Source organism: Saccharopolyspora antiqui, from assembly GCF_052246905.1.
GTDB lineage: Bacteria > Actinomycetota > Actinomycetes > Mycobacteriales > Pseudonocardiaceae > Saccharopolyspora.
Genome location: NZ_JBQQBO010000009.1, coordinates 1 through 20,336, shown reverse-complemented (window position 1 = coordinate 20,336; position 20,336 = coordinate 1). Strand labels below are relative to the sequence as shown.

The following is a 20,336-nucleotide window of genomic DNA, read 5'->3' as shown; positions in this document are numbered from 1 at the left end:
CTTGGCATATCCCGGTGACTCGTCCTGAACGAGATGCGCTGGCCGCTCTCCTGAACTGGTTCCGCCCCGCAGCGGTCACCGACCTCGCCTACATCCGCGACCGGGACAACACGCTCACCTCGCTGAACATCACCGAAAAGCCCTGACAAGCACACACGCACAACCCTCTGCCCGTTTCAGGGCGCAGGACTCGGCACCGAGGCCCGCGCAGCCGCGCTCATCCTCGCCTTCGACTACCTCGCTGCCATCCAGGCACGCACCACCGCATGGGAAGACGCGCACGCCTCCCACCAGGTCAGCCGCAAGCTCGGCTACCGCCCCGACGGCACCGAACGCGGCGTGCAGCGCGGACAACCGGGTTCCTTCACCCGAATGCTGTTGTACCGCGGCGACTTTGACCATCATCGGCCATTGTGGCCACTGGAGATTGACGGTGTGCAGCCGTGCTTACCGCTCCTCGGCGTCAACCACTGATCCCGCCAGCAACGCGGAGGGGCTGGGAATCTGCTCACCAGGGGAATGCGGTCCGTTGGCGCTACTCATTGGTTCAGCGTGCACGCAGAGGGCGGGATCTTTCCGGTGACAGGCAGCGCTACTCGAATACGATCCGCGCCTGGCGCCCACGATTGGTGACAGCACGCCCCCAGCCGCACCTCGAATACAGGTCGCTCAATTAGGAGAGCTCACCAGACTCAATCCCCGACAAAGCGAAGAAAAGGAACTCCTCGCGACTGGTACGCGAGTGACTGCGGCGGATTCCCGCCCGGGACCAAGTCCCGGGCGGGAGTCCGTGTGCTCGGCTCAGCCTGGCGTTTGTTCAGCGGACTCCGGCTGGAGCGTAGACGTGGTTGTCGGCTGGAGTGAAGATGTGGCTGTCGGCTGAGGCCGTTGCGGGCAGTGCCAGCATCAGTGCTGTAATTGCGGCCGCCACTGCGGTCATCATTAGTCGTGGTTTCCGCACTTGTTCTCCCCTGTGTCATAACCAACCCCCACGCTCGGATGCAGTGGGATGCTTTCAAGGTGCCGGGATTCAGTCGGGGCGTCATTAGCAGAGCGTCCACAATTTCTTGACGCTGCGTCAACTCCGAGTGTGGAGTCTTTGTTGGCGGTAGTCGCGGGGTGGGGTGCCGTAGACGGTGCGGAAAGCACGGGTGAAGTCGGTGTGGCCGGTGAATCCCGGGGGCCGCCGATAGGGTGGTTCGCCTGGTGGCCGCTGGCTTCGGCGCAAATCGGCGACGAGGCATCGCTGGAGCCGGTACAGGTCAACGGCTACCCGGCTCTGATCATCCGGATGCGCCGACGGGCCATCCACGTCCGCGCGCTCGTGCGAGGCCAGAGGGTCGTTGCCCGCGTCGGCGGCGTCGGGCACCGGTACGGCACCATCGCGAGGGATCAGGTGGAAGTGCACGCCACCCTGGATCGAGCCGGCCTGGACGGTGGGCCCCAGCGCACCGCCGGCGATCGAGTTAGAGGTGGTAGGCCGCTCTCCTTTTTCCAAGCGATCTCCTTGCTAGCCGAAAATGGCATGCTCTCACGGGAGGCGGCACCCACCGGGCTGTTTTCGGGGAACTTCGTCCTGCGAGGCGAAGGGCGCCTTCTGCCAACACCGTTGATAAAAGGTGCATTCACGTCTCCCGGTTCGGGGACGGCCCGCGCGGTGTTGTGGTCGCTCTTGGTGGCGAGGATTAGGCGGTCCGGGCAGGGAACGAACCGAGCCCTCCGGATTCAGCCGGTCGGGCCGACGCCGGATCAGGTGATCCCAGAAGCGTCGACAGAAGGCATCGGTGCAGTTCAGCGCAGTCTTTGCAGAACGTGTGCAGCATTCATGCAGCGATCACGCTCTGGCCGCTGAAACCAGCCGCTCGGTTGACTGCAGTGCGGTTGCGGTGAGGCGATCCTGTTTCAAGCCCGTCCCGGGAACCCCCCGACCGCCTCACCGCGACCGGCCCCACATGCAGTCAACCCGCGAGGCGAAACCCATACTTCATGGACTCCCGTAACGACCCCAGCAGCACAGACGTTCCCGCCGAGGTCGATGAACTGTTGGCCTCCGTCGCACGGGACGGTTTCACCTTCCGGTACTGCAATGGGCCTGATCAGCCAACCGTCATCGTCGGTACCTACGACTGGGGAGACTTCGTCGACGTCGTCGTAATCCGAGGCGTCGACGACGTCGTCAGTGCGCGGATTCCGACCGCGGACGTCACCGACATTTTCGAGCCCGAGGTGGTCGTCTGGCTCTACGCAGGGCACGCGCAGTACGTGCTTCGCGCGCTGCTCGACCTTCCATATCCCGAGCATGCGCAGGCACCAAGAACGAAGTTCCCTGCACCTATGGCGTTGCATGTTCCGGCCGCACGGCGCTGCCCGGTAACCGTCCGCCATGCCATCACCCCTGGCCGCCTGCGCCCGCCAGATACGTCTCGGTGCGGCCCTACTCACTGGTGCCACCAAGCTCCCGAACAAAACGGGGTGAGAACATTGCCGTTCCGAATCGGCAAGCGCTTTAGCTTCGACGCTGCACACTGTCGGCCGAGCCTTCCAACGGATCACAAGTGCTCCCGCCTCCACGGGCACACTTACACGGTCGAGGTTGTGCTGTCCGCCGCAACTCTGACTCCTCCCGGGTTCGTGACTGATTTCGGCGAGTTGCGACCGCTCCGTCACTACATCGACACCAGGTTGGATCACCAGCACCTGAACAAGATCCTCGACATTCTTGGTAAACAGCTTCAGCAACCATCCGGACCGGTCAGATCCAGGCCCTGCTCGCGCAGCCTGGACCACCATCGCCGCCGCAGCGGCCTGCTTCGGCGACAACAGCCGCCCCATCTGCTTCTCACTCTTGCGTGGACTCACAGCGTCCGATGTCATCACTCACAGTGCCCGATTCGCCAAACCGTTCACCCGGCGTGTCGGGCCGGAAACACCGTTTGATGCACAGACCCGCAACATGATCGTCACTCATTGGAATAGCCTGCTGCGTTGTGGCGAACGGTCGAGTCTATGGCGAAATTCAAGGAATTCCTGAGGGAACAGCGTTTCCTGACCGCGTGTCCCTACAGCAAGCGGGGGTGCATCGGCCCAGGCAGGCCGGGATCTCCGGTGGGCAGGACGGGGCGGACTCGATCGTTGTCTCCGGTGGATACGTCGACGATGAGGACCACGGCAACGAGATCATCTACACCGGCCACGGTGGGCGAGACCCCGAGTCCGGGCGCCAAGTTAAAGACCAGGAGTTGGCCCGGGGCAATCTCGGCCTCGTCCGAAGCCAGCAGGAAGGCTACCCGGTGCGCGTCATTCGCGGTTCCGGCGGCGATCCCAAGTACTCCCCTGAGACTGGGTATCGATATGACGGGCTTTTCCAAGTCGTCGACCACTGGCAGGAGACAGGCAAAGACGGGTTAAAGGTCTGGCGGTTCCGCCTAACGAAGATCGAGGATGTCTCTCTGAGCACGACAGCCGACAAGGCGGCTCCGCAGTCGAGTGAGGTGGCTGCCGATGATGAGCCATCAGCAGGTACAACGCACTCTGACCACGAGCGATGGGCCGCCGACGCACCCGCTACCCAGGACATGCTTAAACGCGATGCTCTTGCGTCCGTGCTCGCCGCTCGATTGCGTCGCTTTTCCCACCACGAACCCAAGCACTCGTTCTTGCTCCACGTGGACGGCCCGTGGGGATCCGGCAAGAGCACCCTGCTCGAGCTACTCGATCGGCATCTCAAGCCGCACTACCTCGTCGTGCCCTTCGACTCATGGCAGAACGCCAAAGTGGACCCGCCGTGGTGGGCGCTGCTCGCCGCACTGCGACAGCACATTTCCCACGACTTGCCCCGGTGGCGTCGGCCATTCTTTCGGATCGCAGATGCGTTGGCCCGTGCCCGTCGTGGCAGCACCCCGTATGTGTTGACCGGGCTGGTAGTTTTGCTGCTACTCGTGGGACTGGCACTTCTGACCCCAGCGTCGATGACACCCCAGGGTATTGGCCAGACCGTCAAAGCGATCACCACGCCACTAAGTGCCGTCGGGTCAGTCGCGCTAGCAGTTTTGCTAGTCAGCCGCTTTGTGTGGTGGGACTCCGCACGAGGTGCTCGACGGCTCGAACAGGTGCACACCAACCCGATGCAGGAGGTCACCCAGCATTTCAGCTGGCTGCTGGCCCGCGCCCCACGCCGCGTGGTCTTTTTCATCGATGACCTAGACCGCTGCGGCGATCGATACGTAGTCGATCTCCTCGACGCGGTCCAAACCCTGGTCCGCGACGCGCCGGACACGAAGCGCAAGACTGGTCGATCTGCGTACTTTGTCGTCGCCGCGCACGGAAACTGGCTGCGGCGGGCGTACGAGGCGGTGCACCAGCCCTTCAAAGGCGCAGTCGAGGAGCCGGGACGCGGGCTTGGCCACCTCTTCCTGGCCAAACTGTTTCAGCTGACCGTACCGATGCCCGCACTCGGCCCCGACACCAAGCAGCAGTACTTCGACCATGTCCTTGGTATCCAGCCACCAGATCACGCTGACGCCGACGAGAGCGACGAGCTCCGCGAACAGATCGAGGCCAGCGCCAGTGAGACCGAACTACTCGAGGCGCTGAACTCTGCCAATCAGCAGCAACGGGAAGCCGCAGCCGTGCGTGTCGTTGAGCGGATGAGCGAACCGACGATTGCCGAGGTAACCGAGCACGCTCTCCAGAAGTTCGCACCCTTGATGGACGGCAATCCCCGCAGCATGAAGCGGTTCATCAACACCTACAGCGTGTTGCGCGCTGCACGCACCTTGGAGGGCATCACGGTCGACAGTGACGTGCTGGCGTTCTGGACCATCCTGCACATGCGCTGGCCGCTCCTCACCGAGTACTTGGAAGCAAACCTCAACTCAGTCGCGGGCATCGGGTCGATTGAGGTACGGCTGGACTCGATGCCCGACGAATACTCTGCCCTGCTCGAAGACCCCGAACTGCTGCATGTGCTTGCGAACTCACCAGTACGCCTCACACCCGAACTCGTCAGGGCGTGCTGTGGCGCCGTGACCTACACCGAGCCCGATGAAGGCCTAACCGGGACCGCGGACGGGTGACACGCCTGCCGAAAAATCTGCTGATCTGACAGGGCCTGCAGCCCGTGCTTCCGCATTACTGCCGCCGCGATAAACGGCAGCTCCCGGAGGAAACCGCGACTTGACCAGCGTTGAACCGGCCATGGCGAACTGAGCGTCATTTAGATGCGCTACAGGCCGTTCAGGACACGTTGGGACACCCGAGAGCGCGTGCTCGGGACCTGAGCTGATTGGCATTCGCGCAGGTCACAAGGCATTGCCGCCGGTCCCGCCCAGGCGTCCCAGGTCGGCTCCCGGCGGGACAGGTAGGACGGTGAAAAAGCCCCTGCCTCAACCGATTTAGGGAAGGTGAAGGCGTGTAGTTAGCGGGCAACTCCCCCTCGGACACAGGATTCATCCCAGGTCAAGCTTTTTGACCTCGGGTTTCTTCGTGCCCGCTTGGACGACCGCTTCCAGTTCAGCCCTCCAACCTGCGCATTTACTGGTGGGGGTTCAAAACCCTTCCGGATACGCACGTACGCCACGGTCTACGTCTCGTCCGCCGCGTGTCTTCAGACTCGACGTCGTGCGCTGCCATCACCACAGTGCCATCAACGTGACCGGCTCCCCGCCCATCGCGGACCATCGGCGCGATCCGATAGGCTGCAACTTCTGGATCTTCGTGCTCCCACACCCGAACGACCAACCAGCCGGCAGCAGTCAGCTCGACATCGGTAGCGTGATTCCGTCGCATGCCCTCCAATTTGCGCCGCCGTCGCGCAGCTCGTTTCCAGAGTCATCGGGCCACGGTCGGCAGAGGCCGGGCTGAGGCGTGCGCAGCATCCCACGCGATTGCGCGAGTCGATACATCGCCTCAATTGGCGTGGGTTGAGTCTTGTAAGCTTCCGTTCCATTCCAGCGACCGTTATGCCTTCTCTTGGGTGGATGATCTGCCGTTCGTCGAAGGGCAACACGGCGATGTGCGCTCGCTGGAGCACTTTCGCCAGCTGGCCGCTACGCCGGTTCATCCGCCGGACATCGTCCACTAGCGGCATTTCACCGCCGCCTCGACGGCAGCCGACGTAGTCACCCAACTTTGCGAACAACCCCTGGCGTGCGCAGCGTCGGCAGCTCGGTCGAGCTGTCCGGTCCGTGTGCCTGACGGTAGCGGCCGTCAAGCCTCGGCTTAGGACAATGCTTCGCTTCGGCGTCAGCCAGTCGCTTCTTGGCTGTCTCCGGTGTGGCCGATGTGGCGCTGGGCGTGTTCTGCGACGCGACCAGAGCCGCGACAGTCTCAGGGGCGTACAGACCACCGAGCCGCCCGTTGATCGCGTCCCTGATCAGATCCTCGCAGAGATACACGGCGGGCGGGTCCTCGGCCAGAGCTGGCGATGCTCGTGTCGATAATCCCGTCCGCGCAGGTCACAGGGCATGTTCGTACTCGTGGAGGATGCCGCCGAGGCGATCGCATCGTCGTATGTTGAGGCGGGCTAGCTGGACTGGTCGGTGATCGACGCAAGCGAGTGGGAAGACGTACCCGACCAGCGCGCCGCGATCGAAGCCGACATCAAGAACGAAGCCGGCAAACTCGCACAAGCATGACCACTGGGCCAGATGTGGCACACAAGATCACCTGCGTTGCCAAGGCTGACGACTTTCTCGGACGAGCATACTCACGGCTCATGGTCGGGACGGGTGCTATCGGGTGTCCCTCCGCGTGCCCAGGGCAAGCCCGTGGTGCGTCCAGCGTGCGCCAGGTAATGAGACAGCCTGTGTGTCCGGCAGGAACCGCACTTGCCGACTCGACGGTTCCACTGTTTACCGCACAAAACAGCCTGTCCCGCCACGGGCGTCCCCAGGCCAACTCGCAGGACAGGCAGAAAGCAAACAGCCCGCCGATTCAACCGCTTCCAGGAACCTGAAGTCGTGTGGATAGTGTGCACCTCCCCCTCGGACACAAAATCGCGTGAAATTTCCCCAACACGCAGAGTGCTCATACCGCGCACCGCAGTGGCTATACAACCGCTGCGGTTGTTTGCGCGTCCAGGCTTGGTGTGGTCTGATCGGCGTTGGTCACCGGGGTGGCGGCCATGGGTGAACGGATCGTGGCGGGAGTGGTTCCGCCCACCGGAAAGCCCACCCTTCTGGGAGGCGCGCAGCGTGGCGAGGGCCGGGGCTTGCCGGTCCCAGCCAGGGCCGCGCGACGTGAACTCACAGTGACGTACGGGATGACCCGAGTGGACGCCTCCGGCCGGATGTCTGCCCAGTCACTCCTGCAGGCGCTGGGATGGCGGCCATCCCAGCGTCTGGGCGTCCGAATGATCTCAGATGTGCTCGCTTTGTACCCTGTGGGGCTTGAATATTGGATTTTGGGTCGATCTGGACGGTGGGCGGCTCAGGAGGCGATTTCGTACTCGCTGGTGAGCCCGTCGAGGATGGGTCTGCGGCGGACCTTGTAGTCGGCGAGGTCGATGGGTTCGGGTGGCTGGTTCTGGGCTTGCGTTGGTGCGAGTTGCGCGAGGGTTCGGTGCGGCCGTGCCGTATTGAAGTGTCGAAGGTAGACGGTGAGGATTCGGCGAAGGTGCCGTTGGTTGATGATCAGGATTCTGTCGAGTAATTCGCGGCGTAGGGTTCCGATCATTCGTTCGCAGATCGCGTTCGCCTTGGGGGCTTGGGGTGGGCTGGCGAGGATCCGGATGTCGGCAGCGGCGAAGACCGTGTCAAAGGCCGTGGTGAACCGGGAGTCGCGATCTCGGAGAAGGAACTTCATCGTGTCGGCGCGGTCGCCGAAGTCCATGAGCAGGTTGCGTGCGGCTTGCACGGTCCACGCGCCGGTTGGGTTCGCGTTCACTCCGGCTACGTGCACCCGGCGGGAGCCGTGCTCGATGACGATGAGTGCGTAGAGCCTCTTCAGGAACACGGCGTCCACATGCATAAAGTCCACTGCGAGGATGCTTTTGGCCTGCACGGTGAAGAACTGCTTCCACGTCGGACCGGACCGTCGCGGTGCTGGGTTGATGCCAGCAGTGTTGAGGATTTGCCATACGGTCGAGGCGGCGATGTGATGCCCGGGCCGGATGAGCTCGCGCTGGATTCGGCGGTGTCCCCAGTGGGGATTGTCGGTTGCCATGCGGATCACGAGTTTTTTGATCGCCGTGGTGGTCGGTGGCCGTCCGGGCTTGCGTCGTGCCGTGTAATCCCATGTCCGCGAGATCAGTTTGCGGTGCCAGGCCAGGATCGTCGATGGCGTGAGGGCGAACACCTCGGTCCAGCGGCGACGCGGGATCAGACGCGACAACGCTGCGAGCCATAGGCGGTCGGCGGGGGTGTAGCGAACCTGTGTGACCTGGCGGCGTAGCACCGCATTCTCATGCCGCAGGACAAGTACTTCGGCGTCCTTGGCCAGGTCCCGTCGCAAGAGGACGGCTGCGAAGCCGATCAGGCAGCGCAGGATCTGATAGATGATCGACAGCAACATCCGATGATGATCCCGAACCGTCGCGCGCAGCAACAGTGCAGGTCGGGACACCGCATCGAGTTCCCGAGCCCCACAGGGTTTGCGGGATTCCTCATGCTTGTCAGCCGTGCGTTTGACGGTCTGAACACGTGACCACGCTGGTGCAGGCTGCAAACGGTCCCAGGCCGTTTGCAGCCTAGTTTCTATTGACGTCTTGGCTTTGCGGCAGACAGGTTTACCGGTGTTGCCAGCGTCGGTCGGCCTCTGCCACGCCGCCGCAGGCCAGTCAGCCTGGCGTGACAGAAGGGAACAGTCGCGGTGCCTCTTGAGATCATTAAGTCGACGGACGGCCGGGTGCCCGATCCCGGCATCCGGGCCCTTTACACCCTGGACTCGCGCTGGCAGCAGTGGCTCGACGTGGAGGCAGCCCTGGCCCTGGCCCAAGCCAGGGTCGGCCTGGTGCCCCAGGCCGCCGCCGACCGGATCAGCGCCGTGGCCCGCCTTGACCTCCTCGATCGGGAGCGGATCGAGGAGGCCAATCGGCGCACTGCCCACACGATCGTGCCGCTGATCTGGGAGTTGGCCCGCGTGGTCGGCCCCGAGGCCGGCGGCTGGGTCCACTGGGGCGCCACGACGCAGAACATCCTCCAGAACGGCGACGCTCTGGCTTTGCGTCAGGTCCACCGTCGATTCCTCGATCTCCTCCGCCGAACATTGGCCGGCCTGGCCGATCTGACCGAGCGGACCGCCGATCTGCCGACCGCCGGCCGGACCCACGGCCAGCACGCCATCCCCGTCACCTTCGGGTTCAAGACGGGCGCGTGGATCGACGAACTCCTCCGTCATGTCGAGCGTTTGGAATCGGCGGGGCGCCGCGCTTTGGTGGTGGTCCTCGGCGGGGCAGCGGGCACCTTCGCGGCCATGGGTCCCCTTGGCCCGCAGGTCCAAAGTGAGCTCGCCGACGTCTTGGACCTGGGGGAGGTCACACATCCTGCCCGCAGCATCACCGACCAGTTGGCCGAGTATGTCGCCGTGCTCGGACTGTTGGCCGGCACGACGGAGAAGATCGCCCGCGAGGTCTACTCGCTCATGCGGACCGAATACGGCGAGGTGGAGGAGCCGCTGCCGGCGGGCACGGTCGGCAGCTCCACGATGCCCCAGAAGCGCAATCCTCACGTCTGCCAGGACATCATCGCCCGCTCGGCCAGCGTCCGCGCGGCGGTGCCGATGGCAATGGAGGCCATGATGACCGAGCACGAGGCTGACCGCTCCCGGCATCTGCTCATGCAGGAAGCCTTGAGCACGGCCTGCATCGCCATGGGGGACGTCCTCGCCCGGCTGGTCCACGTGACCGACGGTCTTACCATCCACCCCGACCGGATGGCGGCGAACCTCGACCTCACCGGTGGCCTCATCATGTCCGAGTCCGTCATGATGCGCCTCGGCGAAGCCCTCGGCCGCCAACACGCCCACGACCTCGTCTACACGGCTGCCCAAGAGGCTGCCGCCGGGGGGCCTCCGTTCGCCGACCGTCTGCGGTCGGACCCGGACATCGCGGCCCACCTCGACGCCGCCGCGATCGCCGATCTGCTCAACCCCGCCAGCTACCTCGGCCAGGCCCCTGCCATCGCCCGCGATGCGGCCGCCCGGGCACGCGCCGCGGTGGCATCGCTCAACCCTCCCACGGAAGGCCCCGAAGCATGAAGATCCGAGACGTCCAGGCGATCCCGATCCGGGTGCCGCTGCGCCAGCAGTTCGACGCCGCGACCTATGCGATCACCGAGCGCTGCACCATCGTCGTCGAGGTCCACACCGACGACGGTCCGAGCGGCCGCATCTTCATCGGCGACAACCGCGACCAGCAGGACGCCGTCGTGACCCTCATCCACGACCGCCTGCGCCCGGTGCTGATCGGGGAAGATCCCGTCTGCGTCGAGCGCTGCTGGCAGCAGATGTTCCAACTAACCCGCAGCCTTGGCAATCGGCCCTTGCTCTGTTCCGCTATCGCGGCGGTCGACGCCGCCCTGTGGGACCTGGCTGGCAAGGTCTGCGGCCAGCCGGTGTACAAACTGGTCGGCGGCTGCCGTGACGCGGCCCGACCCATCATCATCGCCGGCTACTACGCACCAGGCAAGGACCTGGCCGCTCTCCGCGACGAGTTCGAGGGCATCAAAGCCCAAGGCTTCGCCGGCGCCAAGGTCAAGGTGGGCGGCGTGTCGCCTCAAGAGGACGCCCGCCGGATCGAGGCCATCCGAGCCGCCGTCGGCGACGACTTCATCATCGCCTGCGACGCCAACCAGGGCTGGGATCGCTTCGAGGCGGTCGAGTTCGGTCTCGCCGTCAAGCCCTTGGGCATCGCCTGGTTCGAGGAACCCGTGCAATGGCACGACTACGTGCCGGGGATGCGCTTTGTGCGCGAGCAGACCGGCTTGTCGGTGACGGCCGGCCAGAGCGACTTCTTCCACGACGCCTGCCGCACCATGATCGAGCAGCGCGCCGTCGACATCATCAACCACGACATCTCCGGCGGCTCCGGAATCACCGACTGGTTGAAGATCGCCCGGATGGCCGAGCTGTACCAAGTCCGCATGGCCCACCACGAGGACCCGCTCCTCGCCATGCACTTGCTCGCCGGCGTCCCCCTCGGTCTCTATCCGGAGTACTTCTCGGTCGAGCGTGATCCGCTCACGCCGGACATCGTCGTCGAGCAACCCGCCATCCGCGACGGCTGGGTGCGGCTCGGACAGGAGCCCGGCTTTGGTCTGGCCTTCAACGAGGACTTCATCGGCCGCTACCGCGTCGATCGGACGTAGTGGCCCTATCCCAAGGCCACGAACAAAGGAGTTCACCCCATGGCCATCCTGCTCATCATGATCGCGTTCGTTGCGGTCAACCTCGCCATCGGCTTCTACTCGGCCCGCCGGATCAAGTCCAGCGACGCATTCATGGCCGGCGAGCAACGGATGGGGGCGACGGTCCTCGTGTTCGCCACCTTCGCCACCTCGGTCGGCGCCGGCGACGTCCTCACCTACTCCTCCCTCGGCTACCTTCAGGGCTGGAGTTCTCTCCACTTCATCTTGGCCATGCCAGTGGTCGTCATCATCATGGCGTTCACTGTCGGTCGGCGTTACTACGAGATGAAGGTGACCACGCTCAGTGACGTGCTGTGCAAGGTGTACGGCGAAAGCCGCCTTATGCGCATCGTGCCCAGCATCTTCCTCTCCCTGGGCATGTTGTCCTGGCTGGCCGGCCAGTACTCGGCCTTCGGTAAGACGCTCAACCTGATGACCGGAGCCAACCCGCTCCTTGGCATGGTCATCGGCGCGGCCATCTTCATCTCCTACACGGTGGCCGGCGGACTGGTCAGCGTCATGCTGGCGGACGTGTTCCAGGGGGTCTTCCTGGCCATCGGCATCATCGTGGTCTTCGTCGTGGCCACGTCGCAAGGCGGCGGCTTCATCGAAGTCCAGCAGTCCCTCCCAGCGGACTACCACACATTCATCGGAGCGTCGGGAGCCGTCATGATCCTGATGTTCTGGATGAACAAGGGACTCTCTCGTTTCACGAACTTCGCGTACTGGCAGCGCCTCGGCAGCGCCAAGAACGCCAAAGCGGGCATCTGGGGCGTGTCCCTGGGCATGGTCCTGACCGGGCTGCTCGGTATTCTCCTGGCCCTCATCGGCATGGCCGCGTTCAAGATCAGCCCCGGCGGCATCGACGACCCGGAGATGATCTTCCTCGACGTGTCCGTCAAGTACCTCCCGACCTGGGTCGGTGGCATCGTGCTCGGCGCACTATGGGCCGCCATCCTGAGCTCTGCGGCCGGCTTCCTCAATTCGTCGGCCACCCTGCTGGGCCACGACATCTGGTTCAAGATCATCAAGAAGAGCCGGACGAGCCCGACGGCCCTGCTCAAAGATCTGCGCGTCATCACGGCGATCATCGGTGCCGGGACGCTCGTCATCGCCTGGCTCGTCCCCAGCGTCCTCGATCTGCTGGTGTGGGCTGGCGTCTGGTTGACCCCGCCGCTTATCCCCGTGCTCTGCGCCACGGTCTTCGACCGCAAGGGGACACGCGTGCCGGCCAATTGGCTCATGGTCAGCATGGTTTGCTCGGCGGCCATCGGCTTCTTCTTCGAGGTCATCCCGGCCCTCAAGTCCGTCCTCAGCGGCGGGACGATCCCAGCCTTCATCACATCCCTGGTCATCGTTCTCTTGGGCGTCGCGGTCGGCCGGAAGAACCCGCTGGTCGGCGAGCCCGCCACCGCGGAACATCCGGCCGTGGCCGACTAGCGTGACGCGTCCGAGGGAGGCCCGGAGGACTCCTGGATGTTCATCCGGCCCGAGAGCGCGATCTGGACCGGCGCCGCAGGGGGCGTGCCCTGGTTCTCGACGCGGGAGATCATGAGGAGCGCGGCCGTCATGGCGAGTTCTTGGACGGGCAATGTGTAGGTGGTCAGGCGCGGCCGCATCAGCCGCCCCCACGAGGGATTGCCGAGGCCGACTAGCGAAAGCTGCTCGGGGATGGCCAACCTGGCTTCCTCGGCGGCGAGGGCGGTGCCGAGAGCCAGCTGCTGCCCAGCCGCGTACACGGCCGTGATCCGCGGTTCCTGCGCGAGAAGCTGACTCAGAGCGTGGCCGCCACCTTCGATGGAGTGCTCGGCATAGCGGATCGGGACGGCGGCCCGGTCGAGGCCTGCGCGGTCCACGGCTTGCAGGACGCCGGCCACCCGCTGCGTGGTCGAGCCCAACCGTCTCGGCCCGACGATCAGGCCGATCCGACGGTGGCCCAACTGGACCAGATGCTCGATGACCTGGACCGACCCCTGCGACTCATCGTGGACGACCCCGTCGAGCTTGGGCGAACCAGAGGCTCGGACGAACTCGACCACCTGCAAGGGATCCTGGCCGGTCATCAGCAGCTCCGCGTTGGCGGAGCCGAGAGGCTTGTGGAACAAGCCAGCGATGCCCAGGCGGGGCAGAGTCTCCAGGTAGTCCTTCTCCAACTCTCGGTCGTGGTGGTAGGCGCACAACACCAAGCCGTAGCCGTAGTCCTTGAGCTGGCGGTGTAAGAGTTGCGAGCCCTCCGACGAGAACGAACTGCTGCGCGTGTCGGGGAGGAGCATGCCGATGACGCGATTGCGGTTCCGTCGCAGGCCCCTGGCCAGCAGGTTTGGCTCGTAGCCCAACTCGGCCGCCACCTGTTTGACCTTGGCACGGGTGTCCGCAGCGACATGCTTGCTACCAGACAACGCCCGCGACGCCGTCGAGACGGACACTTGCGCCGCCTGCGCGATCTGGCTGAGGTGGACCATTCCCGGGAATTTAGCACGGAATTGCAGAACGGAATTGCAGAGAAGACTGCCGGGACATCCGGCCCGCCCGGGTCAAGTCCCACGCCCGTCGAGTTTGCGATGATCTACGTGGCCGCAGACGCGGCCTGATTACTGCATACCCCGAGTGCCGACCAGACCGGGGGTAGCCCCCCTTAACTGCCCTCGCTGGAGGCCGTGCTCGGCCAACTTGTTTGCCGGACCGCAAGTCGGCCACGTTCGAGGAGTGGTTACGGGACCATCCTGGCGTGGAGATCGTCGTCCGGGACGGCTCGACCACCGACGCCGAGGCCGTGCGCCGAGTCCTGCCGGAGGCAATCCAAGCCTCCGACCGCTGGCATCTCTGGCACGGGCTGGCCGGTGCGGTGGAGAAAGCCGTGGCCGCACACAGCCGATGCTGGGCCGCGGCCGGTCCGAAACGACAAGCCCTGACCCGCGAGAACACCACGCTCGAACGCTGGCGCGCCGTCCATGATCTGCTGGAGCACGGCGTCGGACTGCTGGACTGTTCCCGCCGACTCGGCCTGGCGCTGAACATGGTCAAACGCTACGCCCGCGCCCCCGAACGCCTGCGCCGCCCGCCGCAGTATCGGGCCAGCCTGGTCGACTCGTATCGGGACCATCGCCAGCAACGCCGCGTGGACGAGCCTGGCGTGTCGGTGGCCCGGCTGTTCACCGAGATCACCGACCTCGGTTACACCGGCAGCCTGAACCTGCTGCACAAATACCTCAACCAGGGACGCGAACAACGCGACCGGATCATGCCGTCCCCGCGACGCTTGGCCTCCTGGATCCTGACCAAGCCCGCCGATCTGCCCGAGCAGCGGCGCACCCACCTGCACGAACTTCTCGCCGCCTGCCCCGAGATGACCGCCCTCGCCAGGCTGGTGGGCGAGTTCGCCCAGCTCATGGCCGAACGGCACGGCCGTGATCTCGACCAGTGGATCGCCCAGGCACGCCAGGCCGGGATCTCCGAGCTCGACCCGTTCCTGCGCGGCCTCAACCAGGACCACCAGGCCCGCGGTCGCCGGGCTGTCACTGCCCTACAGCAACGGCCCCATCGAAGGCGTCAACACCAAGATCAAACTACTGAAACGTCAAACCTACGAGAAGCCAGCTTCACCCTGCTCCGCAAGAGAATCCTGCTCACCCAATAGCCCCGCCACCACCGATGCCAGCGATCGTTGATCACTCAACCAGCGCCAGAGCCATACCAACCGTGTAAGCCGCGGATGGACCAAGATCAGGTCAGGTGCTGCCCAAGAAGGGGTGCGAACCTGGTGAGCTCGCTTAATCTTTTCCGGGTGCGTTCGTTTCCTGACGCAGAGGCTACGAGCTGTGCTCGTGGCGCTGGGCGAGCCGGTCTTGGAGCTTGGCCTGCCGGAATTGATAGACGGGTCCGACGGTGCGCAGGATGTGCCGTGTCCGTGCGTCTTCCAGGAACTGCATCAGCCGCCACGGCGTCCGTCGTCGTAAGGCAAGAATGATCTGAGAAACCAGCACTGGCCATGTCTTCGTAACGGTGAACCAGACGACTGCGAATGGGTCAAGAAGGGCCAGCCGCTGTGTCTGATCGGCGACTCCGGCACCGGTAAATCCCACCTGCGCATCGCCCTGGGCACCGAAGCCGCCATGGCCGGCTTCCGGGTCCGCTACACGCTGGCCACCAAACTCGTCAACGAGCTCGTCGAGGCATCCGACGACAAGATCCTGAGCAAAACGATCGCCCGCTACGGACGAGTTGATCTCCTTTGCATCGACGAACTCGGATACATGGAGCTCGACCGCCGCGGCGCCGAGCTGCTCTTCCAAGTGTTGACCGAGCGGGAAGAGAACTCCGTCGCCATCGCCTCCAACGAAAGCTTTGGCGGCTGGACCAAGACCTTCACCGACCCGCGACTATGCGCCGCGATCGTCGACCGGCTCACCTTCGGCGGCACCATCATCGAGACCGGCACCGAGTCCTACCGACTCGCCCAAACCCGCGCACGAGCCGCACAAGACGACAGCGCATGATCCACAACTGACGTCACCTTGTCACCAACATTGATCACGACAAACCCAGGCCCGTGATGCCGGAAACGACCGACAAGTGACGTCACTTCACACCGTCAAAGTCGCCTATCCAATCGCTGTCGCCCTTCCCCCATGCACCAGGCTTTCCCCGGCTCGGAGTACTACGACGACTCCCCCCGTCCCGAACCGATCGGCCGACGATGAACCCAGCCCGCATCAGCGGGCAAGATCCGGGACGGTTCCCGTGTTCACTGTGGTTCGCTCGATCGAGGAGGAACCCGACTCTGCCCCAGCGGCCTCGCCGCGCCTACGCCGCAGACCTCAGCACGGCCTCCCGGTCACCGGCTTCACGATTCCCGAAAGTTCCCATCCCACAAGGGAAAGGACGCACCGCTCCCGGCCCACATCCACCAGATTCGAGCCGGTAAAGCAATGAGAGACTTTACAACATCGGTTCCTCGCGTATTCCTCTCGATCCCGCTACAGGAACCGCACCATCTGGCAGTACTGGCACGTCCCGGCTTTGTCAGGGCTGCTCCAACCCTCCCCGGCACCTCCCGGATCAGGCTGCCCTCAGCTCCTACCCAGCCGCTGCGACGACCAGGCGGCAAAGGTCTCCCACCTCCGCTCAAACCACAGCGCCTCACGGCGCACGAAACCCGCACTCAACGCCTTCGCAATCACCTTCGAAGACCGCATCACCCCGAACGGAAACTTACCCATGCCAAGCCAGATCCACCGATCACCGGACAGTCCCGATGCGGCAGACTGATCGTTTGTGGCGGAGGCGCAAGGCAACCACAACGAGATCAGGCGGCGACGGCGTTTCGGGCTGTATCGACGAGTGTCCGCAGAAGATTATGGAGCGAGCGGGGATCAGTGCCTCTGTCCAGTTCGGACATGTTGCCTTGGTCCATGTTGCTGAGCCAGTCGCCCATGATGACTTCGCAACGGTTCAGGCAGTCGAGCAGGTCGGTGCTGGTGGGCTGGAGGCGTCCCTGCCTGAAGTGGCACATCGCGTATTGGGTGTCCGCACGGGTCGTCACCCGGAAGCAGAAGACGGCTTCGGGGGTGGCTGGATGCCGTGGGTGAGCCGCGCCCGCTCCGGGTGGCATCGCCAGGATCGCACTGCGGACCGCTGGGATACGGAGCGCGTTGCCGAGCAGAGTTCGCGCTCGCTCGTACGGACTGAGCGGGGGCGGATTCTCGATGCGATCGAGATGCGCGACGGCTATCCCGAAATCGCGAGGCGTTTCGCTGGAGTGCGGAAGCAGGGATGTCGGCACACCGACGGTGGAGGCAGCTGCCGCGATCTTGTCGTACAGGATGGACATCAGTTTCAGGACGAGGTCGAGTGCTGTGTCCGGCAGGATGGTGAAGCAGTGGACGACGTCGTGTTCGGAGTCGAACCGGTAGAGGCACCCGATGCGTTGCCCGAGCGCCTGCGGGTTCCAGGGGAGGTCGTAGTTGATGAGGATGCTCCCCTGCTGGAGGTTGTGCCCTTCGCTCAGCTGGTCTGTGCCGATGAGCACGTCGTACAGATCGGCAGGCTGGGCGCCCCGCACAGCACCGTTAGGCGCCGCGGCAGTACGAGGCACGAAGTGAGCCAGGGTGTACAGGAGGGCTTCTTTAGTCAGAGGCTTATCTGGAGCGGCAGTGGCCATTCGACCTTTGAAGACGGCCAGTTCCCGGTCCTGCTTGATCGCAATGTCGAGTTTGGCGTCGAGGTCGACAGCGGTGCGGCGCGAGCAGGTCAGCACGAGGATCTTTTCGCCAGGATGCTCCCGGGCAATGTGACGGAGCAGGCCGTGGAAGGCGGCGAATTTCGGGTCGTCCGCCGCACAGCGAGCGGACCGAGCCATAAGGAGGCCGACCGTGACGACGAGGATCATCGCCAGCACGGCCGCGATCGCTTGGGAGTACAGCACGGCAGCCGGAACGTAGGGAGGTGAGCACGGCACCGATCACGAACGACTGGGCGACGCCGCTGAGGTGCCCGAAGCCGTCCGCGTCGCCATCGCGGTGGCGCGGACGCGGGTGGGGAATCCCGACCTGGTTGTCAACTGCCCGAGTGTTCGATGGCTCGGAACCAACCGTGCCGTGCTCAGTGGCTGACACCCTGATCGTGTGCGTAAGGGCATCGGTCAGCGACTCGGGGGCTGTGTGCTCAGGTTTCCAGTCCGGGAAGTCCGTCGATGCTGGTGGTGTTCTTCTGCGCCCGCTCGGAGGCCAAGCCCTCGGGTCCCTTTTTGTTCGCGGTCAGCCGCAGCAGGTCGCGTTGCTCGACCAAGTCCATGATCGGCACTCCATGTCCACAGGAGTCGCTGATACGGTCCACGTCCACGACGATGACCGCTCTGGTGCTCGGGTGCGACGGTCGCTGAGCGGCCACCTCGTCGTAGGCCAGGTCACCCGGGAGCGCGACATTGCCGCGGCCGTGCAGACGCACGATGCGGGGACGTCGGTCAAAGGAGGCGAACATCAGGCAGATGCGGCCGTTCTCGCGTAGGTGCGCGATCGTTTCCACGCCGCTTCCGGTGTAGTCGGCCCAGCCCACCCGGTGCGGTCCGAGGATGGACAGGCTGCTGCCCGGCCCGCGAGGTGAGACGTTGACGTGCCCGTCGACCGCCAGCGGTGCGGTGGCGACGAACCACAAGGGCTGCGCTGCAATCCACGAAGCCAATGCCTCGTCGATGCTCTCGAAGACCTTTCCCATCCCATGGAGGGTAGATCAAGCGATGGCCCGCACGGTTCGCATCGGAAATCCCACTCGGACGCCTGAGGGGATGGTTTCCAATACCTGGGAAGATCAGGTTATGGAAGCAGCTGTCGGTGGCCAGTTCCAATTCCCCACTGATGGCCAGTTGGTGGGGAGCTATCTGGCCGTAGCAAGGATACGTTGTGTAACGATGGGGACGAAAATGGTGCGGTCCAGTCATCTTACCCGCCGACGCGCGTGCCAAGCTTCGAACACCTGCGAACGGGAATGTCGGTGGAGGATGGATGATCGGTGACCGGTGGGGTGTGAGCGACAGCGAGATCGTGCGCTCCTACCCGTGCGACGACTTCGTCACTTCGCCCGCGCTGGAGGCATGGCGGGGCGTGAGTGTCCAGGCGCCTTCCGGGGCGGTGTGGCCATGGGTCACACAAGTGAGGCTTGCGCCCTACTCGTACGACTGGATCGACAATCTGGGGCGCCGCTCACCTCGCGAGCTGGTAGATCTTCCCGAGCCGCACGTCGGTGACACCTTCACGACCGCCTGCGGGCGCAGGCTGGGCCGGATCGTTTCGGTCGACCCGGGGAAACAGCTGACCGGCACCATCCTGAGCGCCGTCGTGTCCTACGTCCTCGTGCCCCAGGATCACGACACGACGCGTCTACTGTTCAAACTTGTCATGCGAACCAGCCGCTGGGTGGCGCTCGGGGTGTCCGTCGGCGATCTGATCATGGCTCGACGGCAGTTATTGAACCTGAAGATGCTCGCCGAGCGACACCAGCACTGAGCTGCGGCGCGGGTTGAGCGGCTTGACGCTGAGAACGCCGAGTTGACCGGTATAGGAACGCCGCCGATGACGCCCCGCAGCGGATGGCGGCGTGACAGTCCGTGCAATTGGCCGCGAGCGGGGAACACATCTGGCCACGATAACTGGCCGTCCACGGGGAATCCACGCTGGCCGCTGACAAGCAGCTGGCGGCGACGAGGTCGTTCCTTGTTTCCACTAGGTCCAACCGTGCTCGATGGGTATGAAGCAAGTGAGGAGACGACGGCCGTGCTTCGACGCTCTCCTGGTTGGTGGTTGCAATTCCTTGGCGCTGCACACGCCGTCGTAGGAGGTGCGGTCTACGCCCACGCCCTAAAGCTTGTCCCTTAATGATCAAGTGTTGGTGGTGTGCGAGGGAAACGCGGCCGGTGTGGTGGAGGTCGGTGTTCAGTGGGTCATGGTGAGGTTGCGCATGAGTGCCACGCCTTGTGCGGCGTGGTAGACGCCATCGCGTTTGCGTCGGCGGTTGCGCAGGATGTTCCAGCACTTCATGTGCGCCAGGGCATGCTCGACGCGGGCGCGGATGCGCTTGTGAACGGTATTGAGTTCTTCTTTCCAGTCGGGAAGTTCGTTGCCGTCAACAGGTTTGCGATACGGCATGATCACACCGGGACTGCCTTGGTAGCCGCCATCGGCCATTACATGACCACCCGCACAGTGCTGGTCGACACCGGATTCGGTGTACGCCCGGCAGTCGTTGCGGTTGCCCGGCAACGGTTTTCCGATCGCTACCGTCAGGCGGGTGGTGGCGTCGATGACCACCTGCAAGTTGGTCGAGTACCGGTAGTTCTTCGACGACGCACTCACGCTTCGGTCATGAGTGGGAACCAGGTGAGGTCGGCCCGGGGCGCCCTGCCGGCGTTTCCATCGGTGGGTTTCCCCGAGCCGCCTCCCGCACCCGCCGTGCGCGTCTCCACGCAACGGGCGCTCCACAAGTCCCGGTGGGTTTCCCGGT

Annotated in this window: 13 protein-coding genes and 3 pseudogenes; 9 read left to right on the top strand and 7 right to left on the bottom strand. The window is 64.4% G+C overall.

Annotation, left to right across the window (positions count from 1 at the left end; all coding sequences use genetic code 11):
* Nucleotides 1-14: 14 nt before the first annotated feature.
* Nucleotides 15-146 carry a hypothetical protein gene (locus tag ACTWQN_RS16330; RefSeq protein WP_443204334.1) on the top strand — a complete coding sequence of 44 codons (132 nt, stop codon included), beginning with the start codon at nt 15-17 and terminating at the stop codon, nt 144-146.
* Nucleotides 147-1,078: 932 nt separating this feature from the next.
* On the opposite strand, the gene ACTWQN_RS16325 is transcribed toward ACTWQN_RS16330, so the two are convergent.
* A complete protein-coding gene (locus ACTWQN_RS16325; RefSeq protein WP_443204333.1) occupies nt 1,079-1,498 on the bottom strand; it encodes a helix-turn-helix domain-containing protein in 420 nt (139 codons plus the stop codon).
* A 488-nt stretch (nt 1,499-1,986) separates the two neighbouring features.
* On the opposite strand from ACTWQN_RS16325, the pseudogene ACTWQN_RS16320 reads away from it, so the two are divergent.
* Nucleotides 1,987-2,655, top strand: a pseudogene (locus ACTWQN_RS16320) (6-carboxytetrahydropterin synthase); the annotation flags it as partial.
* Nucleotides 2,656-2,712: 57 nt separating this feature from the next.
* On the opposite strand, the pseudogene ACTWQN_RS16315 reads toward ACTWQN_RS16320, so the two are convergent.
* Nucleotides 2,713-2,874: pseudogene (locus tag ACTWQN_RS16315) on the bottom strand (IS256 family transposase); the annotation flags it as partial.
* Nucleotides 2,875-2,987: 113 nt separating this feature from the next.
* Between ACTWQN_RS16315 and ACTWQN_RS16310 the strand changes: the two are divergent.
* Entirely contained in the window at nt 2,988-5,075 is a 2,088-nt protein-coding gene (locus tag ACTWQN_RS16310) for a YDG/SRA domain-containing protein (protein ID WP_443204332.1), read from the top strand.
* Nucleotides 5,076-7,428: 2,353 nt separating this feature from the next.
* Here ACTWQN_RS16310 and ACTWQN_RS16305 read toward each other — a convergent pair.
* Nucleotides 7,429-8,511: an integrase core domain-containing protein gene (locus ACTWQN_RS16305; RefSeq protein ID WP_443204331.1), complete on the bottom strand. Its 1,083-nt coding sequence runs from the start codon at nt 8,509-8,511 to the stop codon at nt 7,429-7,431.
* Between the two features lie 297 nt (nt 8,512-8,808).
* On the opposite strand from ACTWQN_RS16305, the gene ACTWQN_RS16300 reads away from it, so the two are divergent.
* From ACTWQN_RS16300 to ACTWQN_RS16290, 3 genes are read left to right on the top strand one after another with little or no spacing between them, the layout of a single operon-like run.
* On the top strand, nt 8,809-10,194 hold the full coding sequence (locus ACTWQN_RS16300; protein WP_443204330.1) for a class-II fumarase/aspartase family protein: 1,386 nt from the start codon (nt 8,809-8,811) through the stop codon (nt 10,192-10,194).
* Nucleotides 10,191-11,303, top strand: coding sequence for a mandelate racemase/muconate lactonizing enzyme family protein (locus tag ACTWQN_RS16295; protein ID WP_443204329.1), 1,113 nt, complete (start codon nt 10,191-10,193; stop codon nt 11,301-11,303). Before ACTWQN_RS16300 ends, ACTWQN_RS16295 begins: the two co-directional genes overlap by 4 nt.
* A gap of 39 nt (nt 11,304-11,342) precedes the next feature.
* Nucleotides 11,343-12,782, top strand: a complete 1,440-nt coding sequence (locus ACTWQN_RS16290) for a sodium:solute symporter family protein (protein ID WP_443204328.1) — start codon at nt 11,343-11,345, stop codon at nt 12,780-12,782.
* On the opposite strand, the gene ACTWQN_RS16285 is transcribed toward ACTWQN_RS16290, so the two are convergent.
* Nucleotides 12,779-13,804, bottom strand: coding sequence for a LacI family DNA-binding transcriptional regulator (locus ACTWQN_RS16285; RefSeq protein ID WP_443204327.1), 1,026 nt, complete (start codon nt 13,802-13,804; stop codon nt 12,779-12,781). The two genes, ACTWQN_RS16290 and ACTWQN_RS16285, sit on opposite strands and share 4 nt — an antisense overlap.
* A 212-nt stretch (nt 13,805-14,016) precedes the next feature.
* Here ACTWQN_RS16285 and ACTWQN_RS16280 point away from each other — a divergent pair, with 212 nt between their 5' ends.
* Together ACTWQN_RS16280 and ACTWQN_RS16275 are read left to right on the top strand one after the other, a co-directional pair.
* The gene (locus ACTWQN_RS16280; protein ID WP_443204326.1) at nt 14,017-14,979 is read left to right on the top strand and encodes a transposase; all 963 of its coding nucleotides are present in this window, start codon (nt 14,017-14,019) and stop codon (nt 14,977-14,979) included.
* 331 nt (nt 14,980-15,310) lie between these two features.
* Nucleotides 15,311-15,838, top strand: coding sequence for an ATP-binding protein (locus ACTWQN_RS16275; protein WP_443204549.1), 528 nt, complete (start codon nt 15,311-15,313; stop codon nt 15,836-15,838).
* An 809-nt stretch (nt 15,839-16,647) separates the two neighbouring features.
* On the opposite strand, the gene ACTWQN_RS16270 is transcribed toward ACTWQN_RS16275, so the two are convergent.
* Together ACTWQN_RS16270 and ACTWQN_RS16265 are read right to left on the bottom strand one after the other, a co-directional pair.
* Nucleotides 16,648-17,766, bottom strand: coding sequence for a helicase-related protein (locus ACTWQN_RS16270; protein ID WP_443204325.1), 1,119 nt, complete (start codon nt 17,764-17,766; stop codon nt 16,648-16,650).
* A gap of 239 nt (nt 17,767-18,005) precedes the next feature.
* Nucleotides 18,006-18,554 carry a pyridoxamine 5'-phosphate oxidase family protein gene (locus ACTWQN_RS16265; protein WP_443204324.1) on the bottom strand — a complete coding sequence of 183 codons (549 nt, stop codon included), beginning with the start codon at nt 18,552-18,554 and terminating at the stop codon, nt 18,006-18,008.
* A 287-nt stretch (nt 18,555-18,841) separates the two neighbouring features.
* Between ACTWQN_RS16265 and ACTWQN_RS16260 the strand changes: the two genes are divergently transcribed.
* Entirely contained in the window at nt 18,842-19,342 is a 501-nt protein-coding gene (locus ACTWQN_RS16260; protein WP_443204323.1) for a polyketide cyclase, read from the top strand.
* Between the two features lie 426 nt (nt 19,343-19,768).
* Here the strand turns inward: ACTWQN_RS16260 and ACTWQN_RS16255 are convergent.
* Nucleotides 19,769-20,212: pseudogene (locus ACTWQN_RS16255) on the bottom strand (transposase); the annotation flags it as partial.
* Nucleotides 20,213-20,336 lie beyond the last annotated feature (124 nt).

Bases quoted from the DNA above. Each gene is read 5' to 3' on its own strand.
- ACTWQN_RS16305 (WP_443204331.1), bottom strand. From the start codon at position 8,511: ATGTTGCTGTCGATCATCTATCAGATCCTGCGCTGCCTGATCGGCTTC.
- ACTWQN_RS16295 (WP_443204329.1), top strand. From the start codon at position 10,191: ATGAAGATCCGAGACGTCCAGGCGATCCCGATCCGGGTGCCGCTGCGC.
- ACTWQN_RS16290 (WP_443204328.1), top strand. From the start codon at position 11,343: ATGGCCATCCTGCTCATCATGATCGCGTTCGTTGCGGTCAACCTCGCC.
- ACTWQN_RS16285 (WP_443204327.1), bottom strand. From the start codon at position 13,804: ATGGTCCACCTCAGCCAGATCGCGCAGGCGGCGCAAGTGTCCGTCTCG.
- ACTWQN_RS16265 (WP_443204324.1), bottom strand. From the start codon at position 18,554: ATGGGAAAGGTCTTCGAGAGCATCGACGAGGCATTGGCTTCGTGGATT.
- ACTWQN_RS16260 (WP_443204323.1), top strand. From the start codon at position 18,842: ATGATCGGTGACCGGTGGGGTGTGAGCGACAGCGAGATCGTGCGCTCC.